Source organism: Pseudahrensia aquimaris, from assembly GCF_042676045.1.
Lineage (GTDB): Bacteria > Pseudomonadota > Alphaproteobacteria > Rhizobiales > Rhizobiaceae > Pseudahrensia > Pseudahrensia aquimaris.
On record NZ_JBHTJV010000005.1, the window covers coordinates 56,667 to 82,056 of the forward strand.

Genomic DNA, 25,390 nt, shown 5'->3' on the forward strand with positions numbered 1-25,390 from the left:
ACGACACCGAACAAAATTGCCCTGAAGGCTTCATGCTTAACAGAAACCTAACAGAAATAAACTTCCCCTGCCAGACAGCGTTAATGCGGCCACTTTGTGACGGCCTGACCACAATTCACAGCCGCTGAAAAGTCTTTGTCCGAAAAAGCGCTGCGGTACGAAAAAGGGCCACCTGGAACGCCAGATGACCCTTTCAAAAACTACCGAGCGTTAGACTTTAGCCGCGGCCCGTGATCCTGCGAACCCGTTTGCAATACTTACGGCTAATCGGGTTCATACGCTTAGCGCCATGTCCGGCGTTGTATTTCAACACAGCACCACAATAGGAACCACCGCCAAGGCGGTAAGCTTTACCCAGATACTTCATACCGTAATGTAGGTTCAGGCCCGGATTGTAGAGCTTTCTCAGCGGCCCCTTGTAACCAATCATCCGTGCAGTTGCGGGCATGAGTTGCATCATACCAATCTCACCAGCAGCGCCACGCGCCTTGGGATTGTAAGCTGATTCGACATGAACAACGGCCATAGCGAGGCGAACAGGAACACCGTGACGCTTGGCGTGCTTGGCGATCAACTTGCGATAAGCTGCTTTGCGTTTGGAAAAAGACCCCTTCACGATACGGCCTTCGGGGCGTGCTTTGGCGACTTTGCGAGACTTTTTACGCGCTTTCTTTCGCGTTACCTTTTTGGCGCTCTTAATCTTTTTCTTAGAAAGTGCTTGGCCATTGTAAGTGCTGCTGGCGCTTTGAGTGGTTTTACAACCTGTCAAAAAAGCAGGCAGAGCCAATAGGCCCAGTATCAACGCAAATTGTTTCATAATCTTAAGTCTCCGCCCACAATGCTTAACGCTGGTTAACCATAATGGGTTACTGAAATACTAATCGCATCCGAGCGTGTCCTAGGCTGAGGGTGGTTTGAGTGCAAGATAAGCCTAATCAGACTTTGTAACAGTGATGCAACAATATCACGGGCATAGTGCTCATACACCAGCATCTTCAAGGCTTTTAAGGAGCTTATGCAACGTGTCTATGGTGGAATAGTCTGCAACCCCATCGACTTTCTGTGGCCGAAAATGGCGCTGAAATGCGGCAACAACCGTCTCAGTTCGTTCGTCAAACTGCCCAGAAATCTCGATTCCGTAGCCGTAAAGCGCCAACAGTGTTTGAAGCGCTTCGACCGGCTCGCCCACATCGCCGCGCTGGAAAAAGCTGCCAGTCGCCAGCGCGGTTGGCTCAATCCAGTGGCCAATTCCATTGTTCGCCAACCAAGCCCAATCGAAGTTTTCGCCCGGATCTAGCTTGCGCCCTGGCGCAACATCGGAATGGCCCAAGACGTTTTGCGGCACGATACGATGGCGGGCTACGACCTCTTTCGACAGCGCCAGCACCGCATCCATCTGCGCTTGAGGAAAGTCCGGCAGTGCCACACCCTCGCCTACAGAATGTCCGGCATTGGCAATCTCCACCCCAATGGAGCGCGAATTAATGTCCGTATCACCATGCCACGAACTCACACCAGCATGATGCGCCCGCGCCTCTTCTGGCAACAGCTGAACAGTGCGGCCGTCTTCAAAAACAAAATAGTGGCACGAAACGCCGCTCTCTTCACAACACAACCAATCCAGAGCGCCCTGAGCAGAATCCATCCCGGTATAGTGAAGCAGCAGAATATCAGGCGCAGCGTTGTCACGCCGAACGCCGAAATTAACAGCGGGGCAAACCTCATTCACACACTTTGACTGCGCCTTGAAACTCACCGCCCGGCAACAGCCACAGCTTGAACCGGCCTGTGTAAGGGCTCAATCGCCTCCCAAGCCGCATTAATTGCCGCCAAGCGCTCGTTTGCCAGCACAACAAATTCCGGTGGGACACCACGCGCGATTAGGCGATCAGGATGGTTATCACGAACTTTAGCGCGATACTGCGCTTTAAGGCGCTCATAGTCCCAATCCGATTCAGCTTCCAAAACGCGATAGGAGTCAGCGTCACAATCTCCCAGATGCCGGGCCTTTATGCGCCCAAAGGCCAGTTCATCGAATCCGAACAGCACGGCAAGGTCTTCGAGAAACAGCAATTCGTTTTCATGGATGACATTGTCAGCCTTGGCGATGTGAAACAGCGCGTCCAGCACATCGGTCAACACATCTTCGTCTGCCGGATCATCACCGGGAAACAGCGAGCGCACCTGTTGTCCGTATGCCGTGTAACCAGCAACGTCGCCTTTTGCCAAATTGTAAAGCCGCGAAACGTGGTTCATTTCTTCAGGCGGCACGGCGAAAATTTCTTGAAATGCCTTGACTTCTTCTTCGGTAACAACACCATCAGCCTTAGCCATTTTGGCTGAAAGCGCGATGATTGCTACCGAAAAAGCCACCCTCTTGCGCGTGGAGGCATCGCCACCAAAAACCGTACGGATGCTTTCCACCACGGATGAAAAGGCGTCAGTGGCGGCTTCCTGCAGGAAGCGCCCGATATCGGACCAAATCGACATACACCAGCTTATACGCCCGAACAGCCGCCTTGGCGAGCTACGTTTTTATCACCCGTCAAAAATAAAAATCCGTGGTAGCGTTCAGTATAGCGCTTAGATAACTTGCCCTAATGGAAAAAGCCCAGTCTACCTCTCCCTATAGCGAAGAAACGATTGGACTGTTTTTCGGTCTGATCGGCGTATTGATTTTTTCTGGAACACTTCCCGCAACACGCGTGGCGGTCGCCTTTTTTGACCCGTGGTTCCTAACCTTTGGTCGCGCGGGCATGGCGAGCGCCGCTGCCGCGTTCACGCTTGTCATTCTAAAACGCAATTTTCCGCGCAAACACATTTGGACTTTGCTCATCATCGGGTTGTTTCTCGTCTTCGGATTTCCTGGCGCGATGGGCTTGGCAATGCTCACCGTGCCTTCTGCCCACGGTGGTGTGGTGCTCGGCATCTTACCCCTCGCTACCGCAATTTTCGCAAGCCTGCTGGCTGGTGAACGCCTCAGCCTGCTTTTCTGGCTATGCGGGATCTCCGGCGCAATCGTCATCATTGCCTTCGCATTGCGCGACGGCGCTTGGGGCTTTGAGGTTGGCGACGCATGGCTTGCTGTCGGCTGTGTTTGCGCAGCGGCAGGTTATGTCATGTCCGGCAAGCTGACGAGATTTATGGCAGGATGGGAAGTAATCTGTTGGGCGCTCATCATCACTGCGCCACTTTCCATCGTCGGGTCATTTCTATTCTGGGACAACGCCTACACTGCACCACCGATGCCGCAGGCAACGGCATTCTTATATGTCGGCCTCGGCTCAATGTTCCTTGGTTTCTTCGCCTGGAACAAAGGGCTGCAAATGGGCGGCATGTCCCGCGTCGGCCAATTGCAATTGCTGCAAACATTTTTCACGCTGGCCGTAGCCGCTGTCGTGCTGGGCGAAAGCGTGACATTCGAAACCGTGCTTTTTGCCACCGCCGTCGTTGCCATCGTTTTACTCGGTCGCAAGGCTAAGGTGACACGGTGAGCAGCAAAAAGAACAGCCACGATCATGGCATCGACAAATATCACGATCTACCAGATGACACGGATGCTCTCGCCCGTGTCTATGCCGATTGGGCCAATGCGTACGACCACGACAACGACCACAAACTCGGAACAGTCTCGCAGCCGAATGCAGCAGCCATGCTTGCCCGCCACGTGGAAGACCGAAAGAGTACTATTCTCGATGTCGGCTGCGGCACTGGCTTAGTTGGCCACCACCTCGCGAAACACGGCTTCACCACATTCGACGGCGCAGACCTCTCGGCAGAAATGCTCGCCCATGCCAGGACGCGCGGCTATCGCACACTTTTTACCGCCGATGCCGCCAAGGGATTAGACATTGAAGACGCAACCTACGACGCAACCCTGTGCGTTGGCGTCTTCACCCACGGCCATTTGGGTGCAGAGAGTTTCAAGGAATTGCTGCGACTTACCAGACCAGACGGGATCATCGTCTTCACCGTCAACGAAGGCGTTTGGGAAACGGGCGGCTTCGACCGCGAAGTCACGCGCCTCTCGGAAGAGGGCGCGTGGAGCCTGCTCGAACAAAGTCACCTCGATTATATGATCAAAGAGGGCGTTCGTGCGTGGTATGTTGCAGCACGAAAGACTTAGACCTCTACTGGTGCCCCATCGGTGCCCGCGGATTGTAGGGCGCTTCCAGCCGCTTGCACTCGGCAGAAGACAGTTTCAAATCGACAGCGGCAATCGCCTCTTCCATCTGATGCAGCTTTGTTGATCCAATGATCGGTGACGTCACCGTTTGGTTTTGCAGTACCCAAGCATAAGCAATCTGCGCAGGGCTAACGCTTCGAGCGGCTGCGATTTTCTGGATGCGGTCGAGAATGGCATAGTCCTGTTTGCTGCCAAAAAGCCCTGCATTTTTATCCGTTTTTGCCCGATTGGTCCCCTCGCCGCCTTGCGGTTTGTTGCCAGCCAGAAATCCCCGCGCAATCGGGCTCCACGGCACCATCGCAACACCTTCGGCTGCAAGATACGGCATCATTTCGCGCTCTTCTTCGCGATAGGCCAGATTGTAGAGGTTCTGCATAGCCACAAACGGCACCATACCGTTGGCTTTCTGCATTTCTCGCAGCCGCGCAAACTGCCAAGCCCACATCGAGGATGCTGCCGGATAAATCACCTTCCCCGCCTTTACCACATGATCAAGCGCCTCCAGCATTTCCTCTTCCGGCGTCAGCGGATCGAGGCGGTGAACGTAGAGGAGATCGACATGATCCATTTGCAGCCGCTTTAGCGAACCATCAACCGACTCGATGATGTGCTTGCGCGACAGACCTCGTTTGTTCGGCCCCTCGCCCATAACGAGCCCAACCTTCGTCGCCACAACGATCTCGTCGCGCCGCGCATACTTTTTCAGCATCCGCCCCGTGATCTCTTCGCTCTCGCCGTAATTGTAGTGATCTGCCGTGTCGTAGAAATTGATCCCGCTTTCCACAGCCAGCTTGAAGAACGGCTCACTGTCCGCCTCAGGAATAACCCAAGGATGGGTGGGTCCACCGGGCGTTCCAAACGACATGCAGCCCAGACACAGTTTTGAAACAGTGACGCCCGTTTTCCCCAATTGTGTGAATTCCATGTCGGTATTCCTCCCCAGATGCGGCTGATTATAAAACCAAGGTAGCGCGATAAAACGCGCTATCGTATGCCAATGGCAATAGAAGATTATCGCGGGAGCGCTTCATGGCTGGCAAATGGGATTTCTGGATTGACCGCGGCGGCACATTCACCGACCTCGTAGGCCGTGCGCCCGATGGTTCTCTGCACCCTTACAAGCTGCTGTCAGAAAACCCTGAATCCTACAAAGATGCCGCAATCGAAGGCATCCGTCAGATCATGGGCGTTCCGTCAGGCGCGCCGATTCCCGGCGATCAGGTTGGCGCGGTAAAGATGGGCACAACCGTCGCCACCAACGCTTTGCTGGAACGCAAAGGCGACGCGACCGCCCTGCTCATTTCCAAAGGCTTCGGCGACATGCTGCGCATTGGCTATCAGGCACGGCCCGATATTTTCGCCAAGCAGATCATCAAGCCCGAACAACTCTACCTCGACAGCTACGAGATTTCAGAGCGCGTGCTGCAAGACGGCACCGTGGAATTGGAATTGGACGAGGAACAAGTCCGCTCAACGCTTAAAGACATCAAAGCCACTGGCATCGAGGCCATAGCCATCGTCTTCATGCATGCGTGGAAATTCCCTGCGCACGAACAACGCGCCGCTGCCATTGCCCGCGAAATCGGCTTTGGCCAAGTCTCCGTCAGCCATGAAGTTTCTGCCCTCGCTAAAATCGTCGGACGCGGCGATACAACCGTTGTCGACGCCTACCTCTCCCCCATCCTGTCGCGCTACGTGCAGCAAGTGTCCAGCGAATTGGGCGAAGACGGTGCGGGCAACAAACCTCGCCTGATGTTCATGCAATCCTCCGGCGGCCTTACGGCAGCGGACCTTTTCGCCGGCAAAGACGCCATCCTTTCCGGCCCCGCGGGCGGTGTGGTGGGCGCGGTGGAAACGTCCGCTCTGGCAGGTCACCACAAAGTCATCGGCTTCGACATGGGCGGCACGTCAACAGACGTCTCCCACTATGACGGCGAATACGAACGCGCGTTCGAGACCGAAGTGGCAGGCGTTCGAATGCGTGCGCCGATGATGCGCATACACACGGTCGCCGCTGGCGGCGGCTCGATCCTGTTTTACGAAGACGGACGCTTCCGCGTTGGCCCGGAATCCGCTGGTGCCAACCCCGGCCCCGCGGCCTACCGCCGTGGTGGACCGCTGGCAGTCACCGATGCAAATGTCATGGTCGGCAAATTGAAGGCGGAAAACTTCCCTGCCATATTCGGCCCCAACCAGAACGAGCAGCTCGACACCGAAGTCGTGCGCAAGAAATTCACCGCTTTGGCGGAGGAAATCGGTAAAGGCCAAACGCCGGAAGAAGTGGCCGACGGTTTCCTGCGTATTGCGGTGGAAAACATGGCCAACGCCATCAAGAAAATTTCGGTCCAGCGCGGCTATGATGTGACAGAATACGCGCTCACCTGTTTCGGCGGCGCGGGCGGGCAGCATGCTTGTGCGGTGGCGGATAATCTCGGCATGGAAACGGTCGTCATCCATCCCTTCTCCGGCATCTTGTCCGCTTACGGCATGGGCTTGGCCGATATCCGCGCCAGCCGCTCCCAAGCCATTATCCAACCGCTCGACGCAGACGGTTTGGCGAAGATTGAATCGCTGGAATCTCAACTCGCCAAAGACGTGGCCAACGAAGTCGAAGGCCAAGGCGTGCCTCTATCCGAAATCGACGTCATCACCCGCGTTCACCTGCGCTATGATGGCACCGACACGCCCATTGTGGTGACGCGTGGCACGGAAGCGGAAATGCGCGAGGCCTTTGCCGCCTCTCACAAAAAGCAATTCGGCTTCACCTTCGACAAACCGCTCATCATCGAAGCGCTGGAACTTGAGGCTGTCGGTGGCGGTGCAAAGGTGACCGAGCCGGAAGCGACGCTCGACGAAATCGAGCGCTCCGCCTCCCACAAGACGCCGATCTTCACATCCGGCCAAAGTGTGGAAGCTGGCGTGTTCAGCCGCCGCGACCTCGCGCCCGGCAACCGCATTCTCGGACCCGCTCTGATCATCGAGGACCACCAAACCATCGTCGTTGAACCGGGCTGGGAAGCGGCGATCAACGCCCGCGACCACATCATCCTCACCCGCATCACGCCCCTGCCCCGCATGGCGGCTATCGGCACGGGCGCGGATGGCGAAGGGGCAGACCCCGTGCTGCTGGAAGTGTTCAACAACTTGTTCATGTCGATTGCCGAACAGATGGGCGTGACGCTGCAAAACACATCTTCTTCGGTGAACATGAAAGAGCGCCTCGATTTCTCCTGCGCGGTTTTCAACGCCGAGGGCCAACTCGTCGCCAATGCCCCGCACATGCCGGTGCATCTGGGCTCGATGGACCGCTCGGTCGAAACCATCATTGAACTCAACGAAGGCAACATGAAACCGGGTGACGTGTTCATGCTCAACGCGCCATACAACGGCGGCACGCATTTACCGGATATTACGGTCGTCACACCCGTTTTCGACAACGACGACAAGGAAATCATCTTCTACGTCGCATCGCGTGGTCACCATGCGGACGTTGGCGGCCTCGCCCCCGGCTCCGCCACGCCTCTGGCGACCCATGTGGACGAAGAGGGTGTGTTAATCGACAATTTCAAGATCGTCGATCAGGGTCGCTTTTTGGAAGACGAGGCCTTCCATGTCCTCACCGACCACAAATATCCCTGCCGCAATCCGCAGGAAAATCTGGCCGACCTGCGCGCCCAAGTTGCTGCCAACGAGCGCGGCATTATGGAGTTGCGCAAGATGGTCGATCACTTCGGCCAGGACATCGTGGATGCCTACATGATCCACGTTCAGGACAATGCCGAGGAAAGCGTGCGCCGCGTCATCGACCGCCTGTCTGATTGCTCCCACACCTACACGACCGACAACGACCAGCAGATCGTGGTCAACATCACAGTCGACCGCGAAAAGCGGGAGGCAACGGTTGATTTCACTGGCACATCGGACGTGAAGAAAAACAACTTCAACGCACCCTTCCCTGTCACCCGTGCGGCGGTGCTCTACGTTTTCCGCATCATGGTGGAAAACAACATTCCCATGAACGCGGGCTGCCTGAAGCCCATCAACATCATCGTGCCGGACGGCTGCATGTTGAAACCGCAATATCCCGCAGCCGTGATCGCGGGCAACACCGAGACGTCCCAACACGTCACCAACTGCCTGCTCATGGCGCTTGGCTGCATGGCGGAGGCCCAAGGCACGATGAACAATCTGACCTACGGCAATGCGCGGTATCAGAACTACGAGACGATATGCTCCGGCACGCCCGCTGGCATCATGAACGACGGCACAGCCTTCCCCGGCGCCCATGCCGTCCATGTCCACATGACCAACACGCGGCTAACGGACCCCGAAATTCTGGAAATGCGCTATCCCGTCGTGGTCGAAGAATTTTCAATCCGCAAAGACTCCGGTGGGCGCGGCGCCTACAACGGCGGCGACGGTGTTCGCCGAACCCTACGCTTCACCGAAGACATGACCTGCGCCATTCTAGGCTCCCACCGCCTCCGCCCGCCGTCAGGATTGAACGGCGGCGGAAACGGCGAGGTTGGGCGTGTTGAGGTGCGGCGCACGGGCGGTGAGATCGAAGTGCTCCAGCCATGCGATCAAACCGAAATAGCGGCAGGCGAGGCTGTGACGGTTATTACGCCGACGTCTGGTGGTTATGGGAAGGCGACATGATTTTTCCCGCCGATTGCGCACATATAATTCTCGGCTTTAGCGCCGCAATGTCGGTTCGCAACGCTTTTTCGATCCCCAGACAAGACACGATATCCGCCGAATTTACGCTTCATGAAGGAGCGCCCGGGCAATCAACGCTGCTATCAGACTGGTTCGCCGAGCGGACCCGATGGCAGAACGCCAACTTTTCCAATGCACCGGAAATTGGCTCGCGTGCTCCCGCACACGAGTTTGAAATTCTGACCAATGTGGAAAGACTGAAGACTGCAGAAACAATAGTTCTGTGGCTGGACCGCTTTCTAGATACCCAGATCGTTGCTTGCTTCGTGGCAAGTTTGGTAGAGACCGGCCAACTAGCAGCAACTCAAGTTTATCAGATTCAATACGGGTCCATAGCTGGTCATAATGTCTCCATTCCTACGCTTAGGGAAAGAGAACTGCTCAGCTACAAAACAACACTGGAACACGTATCACTTGAACTCTCTCAGCGTCGCGGGGAGTTTTGGCAGCGGTACGTTGCTGCACAAAATGCAGAGCAACTCGCCCATCTGATAAAACACCCGAACATTTCAACCGTTGCAGACTTGGCGATCCACTCGCTGATGAAGCGCTTTCCTAGCGCGTCGAACGGACTGACCCAGTGGGATACAGAACTGTTAATCTCGGCTTTGAACCACCAACCCAACACCGCCCGTATAATGGCGCATATGCTCGGTGATTTTGTGTTCAACCAACCTGATCAACGCAACGATCTGATATTGCATCATCGCATGATGCAGATGAGCGACCATTTAAAAGGTCCGCCCGTCTTTGAGTTCGTTGGCGACCCCGCTGCAATCCGCAGCCACACTACCCACTGCCTGCCTTTGGCCGAAGAAATTCTCTCAGGCAAAAAGAACTACCTACAGGTCCGCAATGACTACCCTGAAATCGCCAACGTTCGAATGTCGAAGGACAACATCTTTTTCCGCGAGGAATTTGATAAGCTTTGAATTGGACATGCCCCAATCCGCTTGCATCGAAGCATTCTCCATCCGCAAAATCGCAGCTCAGTCTGGGCAACAGTATTAACAATCTCGCAACCGAGGCTAGCTAAGTATATCCCAAAATAAATTGGTGAATACTGCATCAGATTCGCGAAAAAACACAGGCTATCAGCAAGAATAAGCCTGCGGTTAAGCAAAACCACTCCAGTGACGATGGCAATTGGGGCCTTATAATTGCCATAAGCGCTTTGTTGGTGCTGACGCCGGTTTTGACAATTGGCTTGATGGCAGCGCCCTCCTTAGACCTCGGTTTCGGTCAAACAGAAGAAGCTGCGACCACCGACGCGATTGAAGCCGTAACGCAGAAAATGTTGGCGGCCATCGACGGCAACAAAGAAGCCGAGACACGGCGGGAAGATGCAAAAAACGCCATTTTAGGTATGGCAGAAACCAAAGGCATTTCGGAGAGGGATCGGAAGCTTCACATGCAGGGAGCAGCGGTTCAAAATCACCCCTTGATGCGCATGATGGAGAAGAAAAAGCAGAATATGCCGAGCGTGAAGCGCCAACACATTCTGAAAGAGGTTGGAACGCACACAGAAGTCGACCTGAAACGCTTTGAGCGCAAGCTAAATAGTAATGTCAAAAGCGGCACACCAGCGAGCGAAGCAGATGCGCAGCAAGTCAACCACATGCAGGCTTCGATCGGATGTCAGCGCATAATTGCGGATTTTGAGAAACGCATGGATGAAGCTAATGAACGCAACGCGGAGCTGGAAAAGAAGAACAGGCGATGGGCGGAACAGGGCTTGGTTGGCAACAAAATCGGCGAAAACTGAGCGCCCACAGGGCACCTCCTAGATAGACCCAGCTTCCACAAAGAAATTGGCCGCAGAGCACATCGCGGCATCGTCGCTTGTCAGAAACACCACCATCCGTGCCACATAGACCGGGTCGATCAAATCCGGCAGGCACTGGTTGGCGCGATGGGCTTCTATGGCTTCTTCCGTCACCCAGAGTTCTTTCTGCCGATCGGTCATAATCCAGCCCGGCACGACGCAGTTCACCCGGATGCGGTTTGGGCCCAGTTCTTTCGCCATTGAGCGCGTCAGCCCGTGGACCGCCGACTTCGCAGTTGTGTAGGCGGGCATCCCCGTGCCCTTTTCCCACCACGAGTTCGATCCCAAGTTCACAATCGAGCCGCCGCCCGCCTCGATCATTTTCGGCGCGACGGATTGAATGGCAAAGAACATGTGGCGCAGGTTCGTTGCCTGCCGTTCGTCCCAATATTCCGGCGTAACGCTTTCCCATGAATGGCGATCATCCCGCGCCGCGTTGTTGACCAGCGCCCAAGGCGTTCCAAATTTTTCCATTAGAACGGCAAAGCCCGCCTGCATCGCGGGAATGTCCCGCAGATCACACACCGCATGCGCAACGCTCTCGCCCAGCTCCGCGCACAGCGCTTCGGAAGCCGCTGCGTCCATATCAAGAAAGCCCACCTTGCAGCCCTGTTCGGCAAAGGCGCGCACCGTGTCTGCACCGATGCCAGACGCCCCGCCTGTGATTAAGACGGTCTTGCCCGAAAGGCTTGGATAGGTGGCGAATTGTGGTGACATTGGAAAATCCTTCAAACGGGTGAGAACCGCACTTTGGCCCACCACGCACAGCTTTTCCATCGTCCTGCGCTTGTATCCACCCCTCACTGGCGGCACTTTGCGGCCAAAGTGACCTGCAGGATTTAAACCCATGACAAAAGAAACAATCGGCTTTATCGGCGTCGGCCTTATGGGCCATGGCATGGCCGCCAACATTCTGGCGAAGGGCTACCCCCTCCACATCATCGCCCACCGCAACCGCACACCTGTCGATGATTTGGTGTCAAAGGGCGCAGTGGAAGCGCAAAGCCTCACCGATCTCGCAAGCGCCTGCACTATCATCCACATCTGCGCCCCAGGCTCGCCACAGGTGGAAGCCATCGTGGGCGAAATGCTGCCAGCGCTCGCCAGCGGCAGCGTCATCATCGATTGCTCGACTTCTGATCCGACCTCCACGGAAAAACTTGCCACCATGCTGGAGGCAAGAGGCATTGCGCTCGCTGATGCACCGCTCGGTGGCACGCCAGTCCAAGCCGAAGCGGGTGAACTTTCCGCCATGGTCGGCGCGAGCGATGAGACCTTCGCTCGCATTGCACCCATCATCGACACCTGGGCGGCAACGGTCGTTCACCTCGGCCCCACGGGCGACGGCCACAAGATGAAGTTGTTGAATAATTTCCTGTCGCTCGGCTATGGCGCAATCTACGCGGAGGCGCTCGCGCTGGGTAACAAGGTTGGCATCACGCCAGACAAATTCGACAAGGTTATCCGCGGCAGCCGGATGGATTGCGGCTTCTACCAAACCTTCATGGGCTACACGATGGAGGGCAACCGCGAGGCGCACAAGTTCACGCTCAGCAACGCATTTAAAGACCTGCGCTATCTTGAAGCCATGGCAAATGACGCAACCGTACCCAACCCCGTTGGCAATGCTGTGAAAGCCAGCTTTGGCCGCGCATTGGCAATGGGAGGTAACGGGCCAGAGGACTACGTACCCCATTTGGTAGACTTCGTGGGCCGCGCCTGCGGAACTGATCTCGTAAAAGGAATTCCACACAACGAAAAAAAGGGTTGAGCGGCCGCTTTACAATTCTTAACCGCACGCTCGAACAGTCGATACATGCGAGCTTCATGGTGCCTTCATCAACACCCCTTGATGGAGACAACAATGAACACAGATACCCGCAGAATGACAATCATCGGCATCACCGCTGCAGTCTTGATTGGTGGTTCTTTCACCGTCAACGCCATCGCTGACAGTCGCCCCTTTCAACATCTTAAACTAGCCGCCAGCGACACTTCAGCTTACACGGGCTTCACCCACAGCGCATCATGGAGCGACGGCCGTAGAGGCGAAGGCCGTATGGGCAGTCGCTTTGCAAACATGAGCGATGAGGAAATCGAAAAAATGGTCAACCGCGTGGTGCGCCACGCGGCCATTGAGATCGACGCAACCGACGAACAATCACAGAAGATCACAACGATCATTTCGGCAGTTGCCAAAGACATGAAACCCCTGCGCCAGCGCTTCCGCGCAACCGGCAAGGAAATGCACGACCTCCTGCTTCAGCCGACAATCGACCGGGCAAAAATGCAGCAATTGCGCGCCCAGCGTTTCGCAGACGCTGATGCGATGAGCACAAAAATGGTCGATGCACTTGCAGACGTTGCCGAGGTTCTTACCCCCGAGCAGCGCTTGAAAGCCGAAGCCCGCATCGAAGAGTTTCGCGGAAAGCGCCGCTGGTTCCGCGGCTGGCACCGTGGCTAAACACACAATAAGATCGGGGCAGCACGCCTGCCCCGACTTTTTTTCAGTCTATTAATTTGGATAAATCATGAATCCCCGCATCCTCATCATTGAAGACGACGACCGTCTCGCCGCCATGGTTTGCGACTACCTTGGTGATAACGGCTTCGATTGCACCCAAGCCGGCACAGGTGTGCGTGGCATTGACCTTCAAACCGAAGAAGCCTTCGACGCCATCATTCTAGATTTGATGTTACCCGATATCGACGGGCTGGAGGTCTGCCGCACGATCCGCGCCCATTCCCAAATTCCGATCCTGATGCTCACCGCCAAGGGTGACCCGATGGACCGTGTCGTTGGTTTGGAAATCGGTGCGGATGATTATCTGCCGAAGCCTTTTGAGCCGCGCGAATTGCTGGCCCGATTACGCGCCATTTTGCGACGCGGTCGCCCAGCGCAAAACGCTTCACGCATGAGGTTCGGGCGGTTGGAGATCAACGAGGATTCCATGTCCGCAACACTGGACGATGAGAAATGCGATATCACCACACACCAGTTCACCCTGCTCGCAATCTTAGCCAAAGCGCCGGGCCGCGTGCTCAGCCGTGATCAATTGATGGACCAGTTAAAGGGCATCGACTTCGATATTTTCGACCGCTCCATTGATGTCCATATTTCGCGAATCCGCGCAGCTATTGAAGACGACCCCAAAAACCCAAAGCGCATTATTACCGTGCGCGGCGCGGGTTACGTTTTCGCCCGCGAGCAGGATTAAGACATGCGCAGCCGCCTATATCTCCAGATCTATGCAACCGTCTTCGCCTGTCTCCTTGCAGTCGCCCTCGCTTTCTTTGCAGCGGTTGCCATCTTCGATGAAGATGGCCCACCCGAAAGGTGGGAGCGGCTGACCAGCGGCATGTTGGAGCGCGCCCTTCCAAGCGGTAAAGGCAGTGCGGCGGAGCAGCAGGCTGAGCTGGATGAGATAGCCGCGGAACTTGGTATTCCAATGGCGCTGTATACATCCGATGGCACGATCATCGCAGAATCTGGCGACAGAATAGCTATACCGCGCAAGCAATTGTTGGATGATCCGGAAGATCGCTTTCAACGCTACCGCGGCGACTTCATATTTCGCACAACTGATGGACGCATCGCTGTCGCCAGTCCGCCCGTCTTCGAGAGGGACGGATCAGGCCTTGCCAAATTTCTTACCGCCATTGCCCTAATATTCGGTGCGGTTTCCGCGGCGGCTTATCCTTTGGTCCGGCGCATTACCCGCCGCATTGAAACCTTCAACGAAACCGTCACCCGCGCCGGCGAGGGCGATCTTTCTGCCCGTGTTCACATCAAGGGCAAAGACGAGGTCGCCCAGTTAGCCAACGCCTACAACAAGTCTGCAGAACGCATCGAACGGTTGGTGCAAAGCAACAAACTGTTGCTTGCCAACGCCTCCCACGAATTGCGCACACCTCTGTCTCGCATCCGGCTCGGAGTGGAAATGGTGCGCGAAGGCGGCTCACCCAAACGCCTTGAAGCTCTGGAAGCCGACATTGCGGAACTCGACGATCTCATTGACGAAATTTTGCTGATGAGCCGCTTGGAAAACGCAACCGATCGCATGACCTTTGAACCCGTCGATCTGCTGGCCCTGGCCGCAGAAGAATGTGCCCGCTTTGAATCCTGCTCCCTATCCGGACAACCCATTGAGCTTGATGCGGATGCCCGCCTGATGCGCCGGATGATCCGCAACCTCATCGTAAACGCCCACCGCCATGGCAGGCCACCTGTTGACGTCACCATCACCAGCGATGGCCAAAACGCAAAGTTGATGATCACAGATCACGGAAACGGCATATCGGAAGCTGCGCAAGCGCACATCTTTGAGCCCTTCTTTCGTGGTCAAGGAAAGCAGAATGTCGCTGGCTATGGCCTTGGCTTGGCACTCGTTCGCCAAATTGCGCAAAGTCATGGCGGCGCGGTTACACTGCAAGACACCGCCCACGGCGGAGCGTGTTTTGTAATCGAATTACCACTCATTGCCAAAGCGCGGGAAACGGGTGGTGAGGCCGACTGATCCCTGCTACGCGGAGGCATTTGCCGCCCAGAGCAGAACCCATGACGCCTTCCGCCTCGTCGCCAGCCATGAATTTGAAAACCTGGTCTCTGCTTGCTTTGCTAGCGTTCATCTGGGGCGGTTCGTTCCTCTTCGCACGCATCGCTGTTTTAGAAGTGCCGCCACTCACCCTCGTTTTCTTCCGCGTTGCCATCGCCGCTGTCGCGCTCCACATCTATCTCGCCAGCCGAGGACAGCGTCTCTCCGGCAGCGGTGGATTGTGGTTGGCCTTTGCAGGCATGGGCCTGCTCAACAATATCATTCCCTTCTCGCTCATTTTTTACGGCCAGCAGGAAATCGGCGCAGGCTTGGCGGCCATCATCAACGCGATGACGCCCATCTGGACACTACTCATTGCCCATCGATTCACAGCAGATGAGCACCTGTCGACTTCAAAAATTGTCGGCATCGTTCTCGGCTTCACAGGCGTCGCAGCTCTGATCGGACCTGATGCGATTGGCGGGCTGTCCGGCTCAACGCTCGCACAAATCGCTGTATTGGGCGCGACCATTTCCTATGGCTGTGCCGGCGTTTTCGGCAAGCGGTTTGCCGCCGTTTCCCCTGTGCAAACAGCCACGGGCCAACTCACTCTCTCCAGCCTCATCATGCTGCCCATCGCCGCCTTTGCAGATCGCTTCTGGTTTCTCGATTTACCAAGCCTGCCCGCAATTCTTTCCATCTTAGCGCTCGCACTTGTTTGCACAGCATTTGCCTACATCCTCTTCTTCCGCATCCTTGCATCTTCTGGCGCGGTCAACATTTCACTGGTGACGCTTCTGGTGCCCGTTTCCGCCATCATTCTAGGTGCTATCGTTTTGGGCGAGACGCTTAAGCCAATGCAATTTGCCGGGATGGCGTTCATTCTGCTTGGCCTCATCATCATAGACGGAAGAACCATACGCCGTTATACATAAGCGCTTCTCTGATCGACTTCTGAGCCTGAACACAGCCGCACATGATTGAGCAACTGACACATCCGCCTGCTGTCTACAGAGCCGAATCCGAAAATGCCTCCCGCTTCTGGTGGGTGTGGCTGCCTTATCTCACAGCCGTCGTGCTGATAGCTGTCACAGCAGTGAACCCGCAATTCGTCTCGCAACATCTGATGAACGAAACAACGGGTTTGGTTGAAATCCAACACGCGCTATTTCCGGCCATCATCGCCGTTTTGGGCATCTATATGCTCACCCTTCGCTCCACACGGGCAGAGCCTTTGCGCGTTGCGTGGTGTGCGGCCCTTACATTGGGCGCTATATATCTGGCAGGGGAAGAGACCAGTTGGGGCTTCCATCATTTCGGTTGGGAAGCCGATGGTTTTTGGCAGGAGGTCAACGACCAACAGGAAACCAACCTTCACAACATATCGTCCTGGCTCGACCAGAAGCCGCGTTTGATCTTGATCATCGGCATCATCATCACCGGTATTTTTATGCCTTGGGTGCTCATAAACAGACCAGAACTAGCCCCTCGCTTCATGGATTTCACTTACACCCCGATCGCATTGGTGCCTTTGGCGGTTCTTGTTTTCCTATCCTGGTTTTACAAAGATTTGACGAATTTCTTTGGGTTCACAGACATGCAAGCTCTTCGGGGTGGGGAATTTCAAGAAACCTTTATCGTCTGGTATCTTCTAGGCTACACGTTGTTTCTGGTGCGCCGCGCGCGCAAGTCGGAACAGGCACTAAGCCAAGCATGAAACCATTCGCTCCCTTGTCAGCCCTCTCAATCGCCCGCGATCTGGAGGCTGGAACGCTCTCACCTCAAGACGTTTTTGAGCATCAAAACGAACGCATCAAAGCACTCGAGGAAACACTGCAAGTGTTCGCCTCGTCCGTGCCGAAAGCGGCCGCGCATAATGGACCCCTGCGGGGCATCAGCATTGGCGTGAAAGATATCTACGACACATTTGACATGCCGACTGGGCACAACTCACCAATCTACACAGACCATCACCCACGGGCAGACTCATCGCTGGTTGCCATGCTGCGGGAAGCCGGTGCGACGATTGCTGGAAAAACGGTTACAACGGAATTCGCCTTCTTCCATCCCGGCCCCACGCGCAATCCACACAACACCAATCACACGCCCGGCGGCTCGTCTTCCGGTTCGGCGGCGGGTGTTGCAGCAGGCTTTTTCCCCGCCGCTATCGGCAGTCAAACGGGTGGATCTGTCGTGCGACCGGCAGCTTTTTGTGGCGTGAGCGGCTACAAACCCAGTTTTCGATTGTTCCCGACAGTCGGCATGAAATGCTTCTCATGGTTGCTCGACACGGCGGGCTTCTTCGCCGCTAGTGCGGCCGACAACGCTTTTGTTGCCAGCGCCTGTTCGGGCCGCAATCTGCAAGTTCGCGAAGCCGACATCTCAGCGCCGCGCATCGGGGTTTTCAGACAAAAAGCAGACCATCTGCAGAGCGACGCTATGCAGTCCGCAATTGAACAAATGATAAATGCGGCGCAAGCGGCAGGAGCGAGTGTTGTCGAAATCACAGCATCTGAAGAATTTGAAGCCTGCGACGCGGCGCATTCTACGATCCAAGACTATGAAGCCTATCGCGCCCTTGGCTTTGAACGGCAGAATCACGCAAACCTGTTAAGCCCCATGCTGAGCGATCATCTTGCAAAAGCAGCCTTGGTCACATCGGACGCCTACGACAATGCCCGCCGCACGGCCAACCGTGCACGCAAAGCGTCTCATGCATTGTTTGAGAGTTGCGATATTCTCATCGCACCATCCGCACCGGGCGCAGCCCCCGAAGGCTTGGCCTCAACGGGAAATTCCGTCTTCAACCGCCCTTGGACATTGCTCGGCATGCCCTGCGTTAACGTTCCGGGGACATTCGACGCGAACGCAATGCCGCTCGGCGTTCAAGTCATAGCACCATTCGGACAAGACCAAAAAGCGCTGCAGGCCGCTCACTGGTTGGAAAAGCGCGTCTAGAGCTTCCGCGCCAGCCACAGAACAACAGTCAAAGCTCCATCGCCTTCCGCGTCCAGCGTCTTCATGTCTTCGCCCACCAGTCCGGCAGACAGCAGCCAGGAGCTCATCTGTTCAAACGAGATTCCAAGTCGACGATGCGCGTGCTCGTCGCGCAGAAACTCAAGAGTGTGCGGCGCGAAGTCTACCACCAACAGCCGACCATCCGGCGCAAGGTGGTCAGCAGCACGCTGCAAGGCAGTCTCGGCATCCTCAAGGAAGTGCAAAACCTGATGCACGACCACCAAGTCGAAAGCATCCTCAGCTTCCAATTTATAAACATCGCCATGGCGCACCTGTAGGTGCGAAAACTCGGATACGGCCAGCGCCGTTCGCGCAATTGCCAGCATGTCCTGGCTGGCATCCACACCCACACCCCGTGCAACATACGGCGCAAAAAGTTCCAAAATACGCCCGGTGCCTGTACCCAAATCAAGGATGGATTGCGGCTTATGGCGCAGCCCCATCTCCAGCATGTCGCTCTCAACGGCCCCCTCCGGCACGTGCAACGACCGGATCTTGTTCCAGTCTTCCGCATTGCTAGCAAAATAGGTTGCGGCCCGTTGTGCCCGTCGTTCGCGCACAGCATTCAGCTTTGCGATGTCGGTGGCCAAATCGGGATCGTCATCACCAATTCCGCTCAAAGCGACATCAAGAAACGCCCGCGCAGGACCACGGTTAGCTGTGCGAAAATAGGCCCAAGCCCCCTCTTGATAACGCACGGCAAGACCCGCCTCGACCAGCAGTTTCAAGTGCCGCGAAAGCCTTGGCTGGCTTTGGTCGAGAATTTCCACCAACTCGCTGACCGTCAATTCCGCACGCTCCAGAAGCGCCAGCAAACGCATTCGCGTTGCCTCACCAGCTGCCCGCATCCAGGCAACCGTGTCGGAGAGTCCCGCCTCACCCGCTCTGGTGACACCACCGCTTTGGTGATTTTCCCGCATCGCAATATCAGCTTTCAACCCTTCGCCGAACCCATATATCCGTGATACACGAGCGCGGCGCGGCAACCAAATCGAGAAAAGGCGCAACCGCAAAAATCTATGGCGACCCGCAAACAACAAGCCCAACGTGAAGCCTTACGCACGCTCATTCCACTCGCTCCTATGGCAGATTTCGAGCCTGTCTACGAGGCAATGCGCGCACGCCACATGGTCAATCTCGATATCCGCGCTGCCGCTTGGCTGGCCACCGTTGCCCATATCCGCCACCGCCACACGGAATACGATCGCATGCGCGACGAGGGCTACGACCACGAATCAGCACGGCACTTCATACTGGAGGACATCAACGATGTGCTGGAAGACTGGGGAAGCCCCCGCAGGCTTGCGTTTGATGAGGATGACGAGGAACTCTAGAGTCTCCAGCCAGATCAATTGTTAAGCCCGGTATATCCATTGCGGTGGAATCCGGGCCTCGAAGCCCTCGCCCATTTTAATGGTGCCGGGCTTTTCAACCCATGCAACAAGGCCGCGCAATTGTTGGGCGACGCGAGAGAAATTATTCTCGATATCTTGGCGGCCTTCAAACTGCTGAGAGATTGAACGGCCAGACAAGCGACACGGGCCGTTGTCGCCGTCAATCTTGATTGTCACCCCACCTTCAAAAAACAAGAGCGTGCGCGGCGGCAGCATGGTGAAACAGTCGATTCCATCAAGCAGCAAATTGCCGCCAATCCATTCCGGGCGAACTTCCGGCACGTCCAAACGCCGCGCGATGGTGCGCAACTCATCGGGGGCCAACAGCGACAATTGCCGTTCGTTTCGAATAAGTGTGCCACGCGGATACCAAGGCTCTCGCCCGCCGGACTTACGCGTTGCACCCGCATGAAAGTCGCCCGGGATTCCTTCAAAAGTCAGGGGCAATTCGTCGACGGCTGCAGTGATGAAATCCTTACCCTGCGCCTTGAAAAGCCCTGCGACGGTGCCCTTGATTTTCTGCGCACTGTGAACGTCAAACTCCTCACGCTTGCTTGCAAATGGATCTTGCACATTCGTCTCCGTCAATTTCTGAAACCTGATCTTTATCGTGTTATTCCTGCATCATACTGCCAACAAGAGAAAGCAAATGTGCGTGTTCGCCGCATTGAAACCAAAGATATGCGGAACCAATTCTGACTCGATCATCACACCCCTCACGAGGAATCTTATGCGCCCCACCATGTTGAAAGCCACCACCGCTTTTGCGGCACTTGCCTTGTCTCTCACTGCCGTTCCCGCCAGCGCGGAGACATTCACTATCACCGGCACAAAAGGCACAAAGATTACCGCGCAAGCAGTTGCGGATTTCAGCGAGCCTTGGGCCATGACGTTTTTGCCCGATGGCACGATGCTGGTCACGGAAAAGACCGGCGAGCTTTTCCACGTCACCCCAGACGGTAAGAAATTTGAAGTCATGGGCGTGCCAAAGGTGGCCTATGGTGGCCAAGGCGGGTTTGGCGACATTGTTCTGCATCCCGATTTCGCCACCAACCAGATGATCTATATCAGCTATGCAGGCGGACGCGGAGCATCCAGCGGCGCGGAAGTCGATATGGCCAAACTGGAATTAAACACCAAGGGCGGCGGCAAGTTATCTGATATCAAACGGGTGTGGCAGCAGACGCCGAAGGTCACTGGCCGAGGTCATTACAGTCACCGCATCGCGTTTGGCCCGAAAGGCTCCCCCCACGAGGGCAAAATGTTCATCTCTTCCGGCGACCGCCAAAAGCTAACGCCGGCGCAAGACATGCGCTCGGCGTTGGGCAAACTCATCCGCCTCAACCTCGACGGCTCTGTGCCTGACGACAACCCATGGGCCGATGGCTCGCAGGGCGAATTGGCCAAAACATTCTGGTCAATAGGCCACCGCAACATGCTGGGGCTCACCTTCGCGCCAGATGGCACCTTGTGGAGCCATGAAATGGGCCCCCGCCACGGCGATGAACTTAACCTCATCGAAAGGGGCTCAAATTACGGCTGGCCGGAAGTTTCTAACGGCGATCATTATTCAGGCCGCTCGATCCCGGACCACGACACGCGCCCGGAATTCAACGCACCTGAGGCGTGGTGGAGCCGATCCATCGCCCCATCAGGCCTCATCATTTATTCCGGCGACACACTGCCCGGGTGGAAAGGCGATGCGCTCATCGGCGGCCTGCGGGGCCAGGCACTCGTTCATGTGGATATCAACGGCACCAGCGCCAGCGAGGCCGAACGGTTTGAGTGGGGCGAACGCATCCGCGAAGTAGAGCAAGGCCCGCAAGGCAATGTCTGGGTGCTGGAGGACAACGGCAGATTGGTTAAGCTGATGCCCGCCGGATAAACCGCTGAAACAGCTGGTCACAAACGCGAAAAGCCCTGCTTTGCCGCTAGGCATTGCAGGGCTTTTCTATGACCGAGCGGGGTCGTTGACGGTCATTCTTTATGGAAGGCTAGAACGGTCTGGAGATCAAACCCGCTGATTTTTCGCAGGGACCAATCGATCGCCATAACCCTCCAATATTCCCTCAGGCTTGTTACAGCCAGCATCGCTATGAAGACAGGAAGATGGTCCAGCGCCTAGCTGTCTATTTGAACAGGAGGAAACACCCCATAGCCCGTCCCCATACATTAGCCGTTCTCAACAGCACGTTTTTCTGACAAACTTCTGTTTGGCGACGGGAGAATACTGGATGAACAACGATTTTATTGACCTACTTTCGGGGATAGCCAATACGCCCCGAGATCCTTGGACTCCCATAACAACATATTTTGAAAAAATGGGGTTTCCAATTGTTGTCTGGGCGGGGATCAATACTGAAAGTCAGGCGCCCACCGGGTTGATGGCAAATTTTCACGACGAGTGGATCGAGCATTATTTTTCGCAAGAATATATGGACGCCGATCCTTGGTTTGGAAAGCTGGTTAAGGCTGAGAGAACCATCAACTACTCATTTGACCGCCGCCACGAAGTATTTCCAGAAGCGGGCGAGCAGACCTTCAAGATGTTGGGTGAATTGTGGGATATGGGCCTATGCACCTCCCATTTTCCAGACACATCGAAAGAAAATGGGATCGCGAGCGGGTTTAACCTCTGGAGCAATATCCAGGAACAGGAACTTTTGACTTCAATTGGCGAACGCCACGGGGAGTTTAAGGTCGCCTGCGCTTTGGCAAACAACGCCATTTTAAACGCGCCACTGCAAGGCATCGACGAAATGTATGGGGTGACGACTTATCCCATACGTGGCCTCGGCGCCACTTTAAGCACGCGGGAGTTGGAAGCGCTCAAACATCTCAGCGAAGGCTGTCGCAACGACCGGATCGCAGAGAAGATGGGCATTTCATTGCCCACCGTTCGTTTTCATTTTCAGAACATCCGCCTGAAGCTAAAAGCTCAGACCCGCGAGCAGGCCCTTGCCATCGCATTAACCAACGGAATCCTGAAGATCTAGACGCTCTAGCGCCCCAAAGGCTTGAAGTGAATCCGCTTTGGGGTCAGCGCGTTGTCGCCCAATCGAGCCACCTTATCCTTCTCATAATCTTCGAAGTTGCCCTCAAACCACTCAACATGACTATCACCCTCAAACGCCAGCATGTGTGTAGCCAGACGGTCGAGGAACATGCGGTCGTGCGAGATGATAACGGCGCAGCCGCCGAATTCTTCCAGCGCGTCTTCGAGCGCACTCAAAGTTTCGGTGTCGAGGTCGTTGGTCGGCTCATCGAGAAGCAGGACGTTCGCGCCACTCTTGAGCATTTTTGCAAGATGAACACGGTTGCGCTGACCGCCTGAAAGCGTGCCGACCTTCTGCTGCTGGTCACCCTTACGAAAGTTGAACGAACCAACATAAGCGCGGGAATTCACCTCGTGCTTGCCGAGTTTAATGACTTCGGCGCCTTCGGATATTTCTTCCCAAACGGTGGCATCTGCATTCAGGCTGTCACGGCTCTGGTCAACATAACCCAGCTTCACTGTGTCACCGATGCGGATCGTCCCGCTGTCCGGCTTTTCTTGTTCGGTGATCATACGGAACAAGGTCGATTTACCGGCACCGTTGGGGCCAATAATGCCGACAATGCCACCAGCAGGCAGTTTGAATGAAAGGTTTTCGATCAACTGGCGGTCACCGAAGCCTTTCGAGATATTGTCCGCCTCAATGACCACTTGGCCAAGACGCTCGGCAATCGGGATGACGATCTGCGTGTCGGTGGGTTTGCGCTGGTCGGCAGCTTCCACCAATTCCTGATATTTGTTGATGCGTGCCTTGGACTTCGCCTGGCGGGCCTTCGGGCTTTGCCCCATCCACTCCTGTTCACGCTGCAATTGGCGCATACGCGAATCCTGCTCGCGGCCCTCCTGGATCATCCGCTTTTTCTTCTTTTCCAGATAAGCGGAATAATTGCCCTCGTAAGGGATGCCCTGCCCGCGGTCGAGTTCGAGAATCCAGCCGGTCACGTTGTCGAGGAAGTAACGGTCGTGGGTCACGATCATTACGGCACCCTTGAAGTCACGCAGGTGCTTCTCGAGCCATGACACGGTTTCGGCATCGAGGTGGTTGGTCGGTTCGTCGAGCAGCAGCAGGTCCGGCTCGGACAGCAGCAGGCGGCAGAGCGCAACACGGCGGCGCTCACCACCGGATAGCGGCTCAACATCCGCATCACCAGGCGGGCAACGCAGCGCGTCCATTGCCATGTCAATTTTCGCGTCCAGATCCCACAGGCCTTCTGCGTCAATCTGGTCCTGAAGTTTAGCGCCCTCCTCCGCCGTCTCGTCGGAATAGTTCATCATCAACTCGTTATAGCGGTCGATGATCGCGGTCTTCTCTTTCACGCCTTCCATCACATTTTCGCGCACAGTCTTTGCGGGATCGAGATGCGGCTCTTGCTCCAAATAACCAATTTTGCAGCCGTCAGCAGCCCACGCTTCACCCTGCCATTCGGTGTCGATACCGGCCATAATTTTCAGAAGCGTGGATTTACCAGCGCCGTTCGGCCCAAGCACGCCGATTTTGGCATCAGGGTAAAAAGACAGATGCACATTATCAAGCACCTTCTTGCCGCCGGTATAGGTCTTGGTCAGGCCCTGCATGTGATAGATAAATTGACGTGCCATGGGGATCGTCTCCGCGATTGTGAGCGGCGGACAAAAAGTCTGCGCGAACGGGATTGAATGTGTTGCCAGCCATGTAACGGCTGGGCAGTGTGAAAACAAGATGGCGAGAGAAAGCAGAAGCAATATGAGCTGGAAGTCCCACACCCTGCCCCGCTCCGATGACGCGCAAGTGCAAATCTACAGCTTAGCGCCCGCTTCACCTCGCGCTATTGTCCACATCAACCATGGCATGGCCGAACATGCCGACCGCTACGAACAGTTCGCCGAGGCGTTGTCGGCAGCGGGCTATGCGGCAATCGCCCACGACCATCGCGGCCACGGCAACAGCTTTGCGCCGGACACACCCCAGGGCCACTATGGACCGGGCGGGTTTGCGACCGTTATTGAAGAGGTCCAAGTTGTCCAAGCCCACGCGCGGGAAACATGGCCCGGGCTGAAACTAATCTCTTTCGGTCACTCAATGGGGTCGATCATCGCCTTCAACAACGCGCTGCGGCACCCCACCACGATTGACGGGTTGGCCCTGTGGAATTCAGGCGTTGAGACAGGCGCCCTTGGCGCTGTCTTCAAGGCAATCCTCAAAACCGAACGGTTCTTCAAAGGATCCGATGTGCCCAGCCAAATGGCCCAAAAACTCACCTTTCAGGCGTGGAACAAAGCCTTCGTCCCCAACCGCACAGACTTCGACTGGCTGTCGCGCGACGAGATCGAGGTCGACAAATACATCGCCGATCCACTCTGCGGTTTCCCCGTCACAATCGGCTTGTGGCTGGAATTGCTGGACGCGATTTATTTCGCCGCCGACAACCAAAACCTCGCCAATCTGCCAAACACCCTGCCCGTCCATCTGCTCGCAGGGGATCAAGACCCCTGCTCACTCAAAGGCGAAGCCGTGCGCAACATTGAAACGCGGATGAGTCGAGCAGGATTGAACGATGTGACGTTCACCTTGCTCAAGGACACAAGGCACGAAAGTCTGAACGAATTGAACCGAGACGAGACGACAGCAGATTTTATTGCTTGGCTCGACAAACGCTTCGCCTGACACCCCGAAAGGAA

24 protein-coding genes are annotated in these 25,390 nt (G+C 55.8%); 16 read left to right on the forward strand and 8 right to left on the reverse strand.

All coding sequences use genetic code 11. The annotated features are described in order from the left end of the window. Positions 1-217: 217 nt before the first annotated feature. The 3 genes from ACFQ14_RS07670 to ACFQ14_RS07680 form a co-directional block, all read right to left on the reverse strand. Positions 218-817, reverse strand: a complete 600-nt coding sequence (locus ACFQ14_RS07670; protein WP_377212139.1) for a lytic transglycosylase domain-containing protein — start codon at positions 815-817, stop codon at positions 218-220. Positions 818-979: 162 nt separating this feature from the next. Next, entirely contained in the window at positions 980-1,729 is a 750-nt protein-coding gene (locus tag ACFQ14_RS07675) for an N-acetylmuramoyl-L-alanine amidase (RefSeq protein WP_377212140.1), read from the reverse strand. A gap of 23 nt (positions 1,730-1,752) precedes the next feature. Then, positions 1,753-2,490: a TerB family tellurite resistance protein gene (locus ACFQ14_RS07680; RefSeq protein WP_377212141.1), complete on the reverse strand. Its 738-nt coding sequence runs from the start codon at positions 2,488-2,490 to the stop codon at positions 1,753-1,755. Positions 2,491-2,600: 110 nt separating this feature from the next. On the opposite strand from ACFQ14_RS07680, the gene ACFQ14_RS07685 reads away from it, so the two are divergent. Both ACFQ14_RS07685 and ACFQ14_RS07690 read left to right on the forward strand, forming a co-directional pair. Then, positions 2,601-3,494 (forward strand): DMT family transporter, encoded by an 894-nt coding sequence (locus tag ACFQ14_RS07685; protein ID WP_377212142.1) that lies wholly within the window; start codon positions 2,601-2,603, stop codon positions 3,492-3,494. After that, the gene (locus ACFQ14_RS07690; protein ID WP_377212143.1) at positions 3,491-4,126 is read left to right on the forward strand and encodes a class I SAM-dependent DNA methyltransferase; all 636 of its coding nucleotides are present in this window, start codon (positions 3,491-3,493) and stop codon (positions 4,124-4,126) included. Before ACFQ14_RS07685 ends, ACFQ14_RS07690 begins: the two co-directional genes overlap by 4 nt. 4 nt (positions 4,127-4,130) lie before the next feature. Here the strand turns inward: ACFQ14_RS07690 and ACFQ14_RS07695 are convergent, their stop codons facing one another. Then, positions 4,131-5,111, reverse strand: coding sequence for an aldo/keto reductase (locus ACFQ14_RS07695; RefSeq protein ID WP_377212144.1), 981 nt, complete (start codon positions 5,109-5,111; stop codon positions 4,131-4,133). A gap of 104 nt (positions 5,112-5,215) precedes the next feature. Between ACFQ14_RS07695 and ACFQ14_RS07700 the strand changes: the two genes are divergently transcribed. The 3 genes from ACFQ14_RS07700 to ACFQ14_RS07710 all read left to right on the forward strand — a co-directional run bounded on the left by ACFQ14_RS07700 (position 5,216) and on the right by ACFQ14_RS07710 (position 10,670). After that, complete coding sequence (locus ACFQ14_RS07700) at positions 5,216-8,845, forward strand: hydantoinase B/oxoprolinase family protein (protein ID WP_377212145.1); 3,630 nt, start codon at positions 5,216-5,218, stop codon at positions 8,843-8,845. Beyond that, entirely contained in the window at positions 8,842-9,837 is a 996-nt protein-coding gene (locus ACFQ14_RS07705) for a hypothetical protein (RefSeq protein WP_377212146.1), read from the forward strand. Before ACFQ14_RS07700 ends, ACFQ14_RS07705 begins: the two co-directional genes overlap by 4 nt. A gap of 365 nt (positions 9,838-10,202) precedes the next feature. Then, complete coding sequence (locus ACFQ14_RS07710) at positions 10,203-10,670, forward strand: hypothetical protein (RefSeq protein WP_377212147.1); 468 nt, start codon at positions 10,203-10,205, stop codon at positions 10,668-10,670. Positions 10,671-10,688: 18 nt separating this feature from the next. Here ACFQ14_RS07710 and ACFQ14_RS07715 read toward each other — a convergent pair whose 3' ends face one another. Next, positions 10,689-11,447 carry an SDR family NAD(P)-dependent oxidoreductase gene (locus tag ACFQ14_RS07715; RefSeq protein WP_377212316.1) on the reverse strand — a complete coding sequence of 253 codons (759 nt, stop codon included), beginning with the start codon at positions 11,445-11,447 and terminating at the stop codon, positions 10,689-10,691. 130 nt (positions 11,448-11,577) lie between these two features. On the opposite strand from ACFQ14_RS07715, the gene ACFQ14_RS07720 reads away from it, so the two are divergent. The 7 genes from ACFQ14_RS07720 to ACFQ14_RS07750 all read left to right on the forward strand — a co-directional run bounded on the left by ACFQ14_RS07720 (position 11,578) and on the right by ACFQ14_RS07750 (position 18,223). Continuing rightward, positions 11,578-12,501 carry an NAD(P)-dependent oxidoreductase gene (locus ACFQ14_RS07720; protein WP_377212148.1) on the forward strand — a complete coding sequence of 308 codons (924 nt, stop codon included), beginning with the start codon at positions 11,578-11,580 and terminating at the stop codon, positions 12,499-12,501. A gap of 93 nt (positions 12,502-12,594) precedes the next feature. After that, positions 12,595-13,194: a Spy/CpxP family protein refolding chaperone gene (locus ACFQ14_RS07725; protein ID WP_377212149.1), complete on the forward strand. Its 600-nt coding sequence runs from the start codon at positions 12,595-12,597 to the stop codon at positions 13,192-13,194. A gap of 67 nt (positions 13,195-13,261) precedes the next feature. Then, complete coding sequence (locus tag ACFQ14_RS07730) at positions 13,262-13,948, forward strand: response regulator (protein WP_377212150.1); 687 nt, start codon at positions 13,262-13,264, stop codon at positions 13,946-13,948. Between the two features lie 3 nt (positions 13,949-13,951). Next, entirely contained in the window at positions 13,952-15,247 is a 1,296-nt protein-coding gene (locus ACFQ14_RS07735; RefSeq protein WP_377212151.1) for a sensor histidine kinase, read from the forward strand. A 41-nt stretch (positions 15,248-15,288) separates the two neighbouring features. Next, positions 15,289-16,200, forward strand: coding sequence for a DMT family transporter (locus ACFQ14_RS07740; protein WP_377212152.1), 912 nt, complete (start codon positions 15,289-15,291; stop codon positions 16,198-16,200). 41 nt (positions 16,201-16,241) lie between these two features. Further along, positions 16,242-16,982: a hypothetical protein gene (locus ACFQ14_RS07745; protein ID WP_377212153.1), complete on the forward strand. Its 741-nt coding sequence runs from the start codon at positions 16,242-16,244 to the stop codon at positions 16,980-16,982. Next, entirely contained in the window at positions 16,979-18,223 is a 1,245-nt protein-coding gene (locus tag ACFQ14_RS07750) for an amidase (RefSeq protein WP_377212154.1), read from the forward strand. The genes ACFQ14_RS07745 and ACFQ14_RS07750 overlap by 4 nt, the downstream gene beginning before the upstream one ends. Here the strand turns inward: ACFQ14_RS07750 and ACFQ14_RS07755 are convergent. Next, positions 18,220-19,221: a metalloregulator ArsR/SmtB family transcription factor gene (locus tag ACFQ14_RS07755; RefSeq protein WP_377212155.1), complete on the reverse strand. Its 1,002-nt coding sequence runs from the start codon at positions 19,219-19,221 to the stop codon at positions 18,220-18,222. The two genes, ACFQ14_RS07750 and ACFQ14_RS07755, sit on opposite strands and share 4 nt — an antisense overlap. 81 nt (positions 19,222-19,302) lie before the next feature. Here ACFQ14_RS07755 and ACFQ14_RS07760 point away from each other — a divergent pair, with 81 nt between their 5' ends. Beyond that, positions 19,303-19,617: a DUF2293 domain-containing protein gene (locus ACFQ14_RS07760; RefSeq protein ID WP_377212156.1), complete on the forward strand. Its 315-nt coding sequence runs from the start codon at positions 19,303-19,305 to the stop codon at positions 19,615-19,617. Positions 19,618-19,638: 21 nt separating this feature from the next. Here ACFQ14_RS07760 and ACFQ14_RS07765 read toward each other — a convergent pair whose 3' ends face one another. Beyond that, positions 19,639-20,250 (reverse strand): MOSC domain-containing protein, encoded by a 612-nt coding sequence (locus ACFQ14_RS07765; RefSeq protein WP_377212157.1) that lies wholly within the window; start codon positions 20,248-20,250, stop codon positions 19,639-19,641. 169 nt (positions 20,251-20,419) lie between these two features. Between ACFQ14_RS07765 and ACFQ14_RS07770 the strand changes: the two genes are divergently transcribed. Further along, positions 20,420-21,562, forward strand: coding sequence for a PQQ-dependent sugar dehydrogenase (locus tag ACFQ14_RS07770; protein WP_377212158.1), 1,143 nt, complete (start codon positions 20,420-20,422; stop codon positions 21,560-21,562). 349 nt (positions 21,563-21,911) lie between these two features. After that, positions 21,912-22,673 (forward strand): response regulator transcription factor, encoded by a 762-nt coding sequence (locus tag ACFQ14_RS07775; protein WP_377212159.1) that lies wholly within the window; start codon positions 21,912-21,914, stop codon positions 22,671-22,673. A 5-nt stretch (positions 22,674-22,678) separates the two neighbouring features. Here the strand turns inward: ACFQ14_RS07775 and ettA are convergent, their stop codons facing one another. Further along, on the reverse strand, positions 22,679-24,331 hold the full coding sequence (ettA, locus tag ACFQ14_RS07780) for an energy-dependent translational throttle protein EttA (protein WP_377212160.1): 1,653 nt from the start codon (positions 24,329-24,331) through the stop codon (positions 22,679-22,681). 124 nt (positions 24,332-24,455) lie between these two features. On the opposite strand from ettA, the gene ACFQ14_RS07785 reads away from it, so the two are divergent. Beyond that, a complete protein-coding gene (locus tag ACFQ14_RS07785; RefSeq protein ID WP_377212161.1) occupies positions 24,456-25,376 on the forward strand; it encodes an alpha/beta fold hydrolase in 921 nt (306 codons plus the stop codon). Positions 25,377-25,390 lie beyond the last annotated feature (14 nt).

Bases quoted from the DNA above. Each gene is read 5' to 3' on its own strand.
- ACFQ14_RS07670 (WP_377212139.1), bottom strand. From the start codon at position 817: ATGAAACAATTTGCGTTGATACTGGGCCTATTGGCTCTGCCTGCTTTT.
- ACFQ14_RS07680 (WP_377212141.1), bottom strand. From the start codon at position 2,490: ATGTCGATTTGGTCCGATATCGGGCGCTTCCTGCAGGAAGCCGCCACT.
- ACFQ14_RS07685 (WP_377212142.1), top strand. From the start codon at position 2,601: ATGGAAAAAGCCCAGTCTACCTCTCCCTATAGCGAAGAAACGATTGGA.
- ACFQ14_RS07695 (WP_377212144.1), bottom strand. From the start codon at position 5,111: ATGGAATTCACACAATTGGGGAAAACGGGCGTCACTGTTTCAAAACTG.
- ACFQ14_RS07700 (WP_377212145.1), top strand. From the start codon at position 5,216: ATGGCTGGCAAATGGGATTTCTGGATTGACCGCGGCGGCACATTCACC.
- ACFQ14_RS07705 (WP_377212146.1), top strand. From the start codon at position 8,842: ATGATTTTTCCCGCCGATTGCGCACATATAATTCTCGGCTTTAGCGCC.
- ACFQ14_RS07715 (WP_377212316.1), bottom strand. From the start codon at position 11,447: ATGTCACCACAATTCGCCACCTATCCAAGCCTTTCGGGCAAGACCGTC.
- ACFQ14_RS07720 (WP_377212148.1), top strand. From the start codon at position 11,578: ATGACAAAAGAAACAATCGGCTTTATCGGCGTCGGCCTTATGGGCCAT.
- ACFQ14_RS07725 (WP_377212149.1), top strand. From the start codon at position 12,595: ATGAACACAGATACCCGCAGAATGACAATCATCGGCATCACCGCTGCA.
- ACFQ14_RS07730 (WP_377212150.1), top strand. From the start codon at position 13,262: ATGAATCCCCGCATCCTCATCATTGAAGACGACGACCGTCTCGCCGCC.
- ACFQ14_RS07735 (WP_377212151.1), top strand. From the start codon at position 13,952: ATGCGCAGCCGCCTATATCTCCAGATCTATGCAACCGTCTTCGCCTGT.
- ACFQ14_RS07740 (WP_377212152.1), top strand. From the start codon at position 15,289: ATGACGCCTTCCGCCTCGTCGCCAGCCATGAATTTGAAAACCTGGTCT.
- ACFQ14_RS07745 (WP_377212153.1), top strand. From the start codon at position 16,242: ATGATTGAGCAACTGACACATCCGCCTGCTGTCTACAGAGCCGAATCC.
- ACFQ14_RS07750 (WP_377212154.1), top strand. From the start codon at position 16,979: ATGAAACCATTCGCTCCCTTGTCAGCCCTCTCAATCGCCCGCGATCTG.
- ACFQ14_RS07760 (WP_377212156.1), top strand. From the start codon at position 19,303: ATGGCGACCCGCAAACAACAAGCCCAACGTGAAGCCTTACGCACGCTC.
- ACFQ14_RS07770 (WP_377212158.1), top strand. From the start codon at position 20,420: ATGTTGAAAGCCACCACCGCTTTTGCGGCACTTGCCTTGTCTCTCACT.
- ACFQ14_RS07775 (WP_377212159.1), top strand. From the start codon at position 21,912: ATGAACAACGATTTTATTGACCTACTTTCGGGGATAGCCAATACGCCC.
- ettA (WP_377212160.1), bottom strand. From the start codon at position 24,331: ATGGCACGTCAATTTATCTATCACATGCAGGGCCTGACCAAGACCTAT.
- ACFQ14_RS07785 (WP_377212161.1), top strand. From the start codon at position 24,456: ATGAGCTGGAAGTCCCACACCCTGCCCCGCTCCGATGACGCGCAAGTG.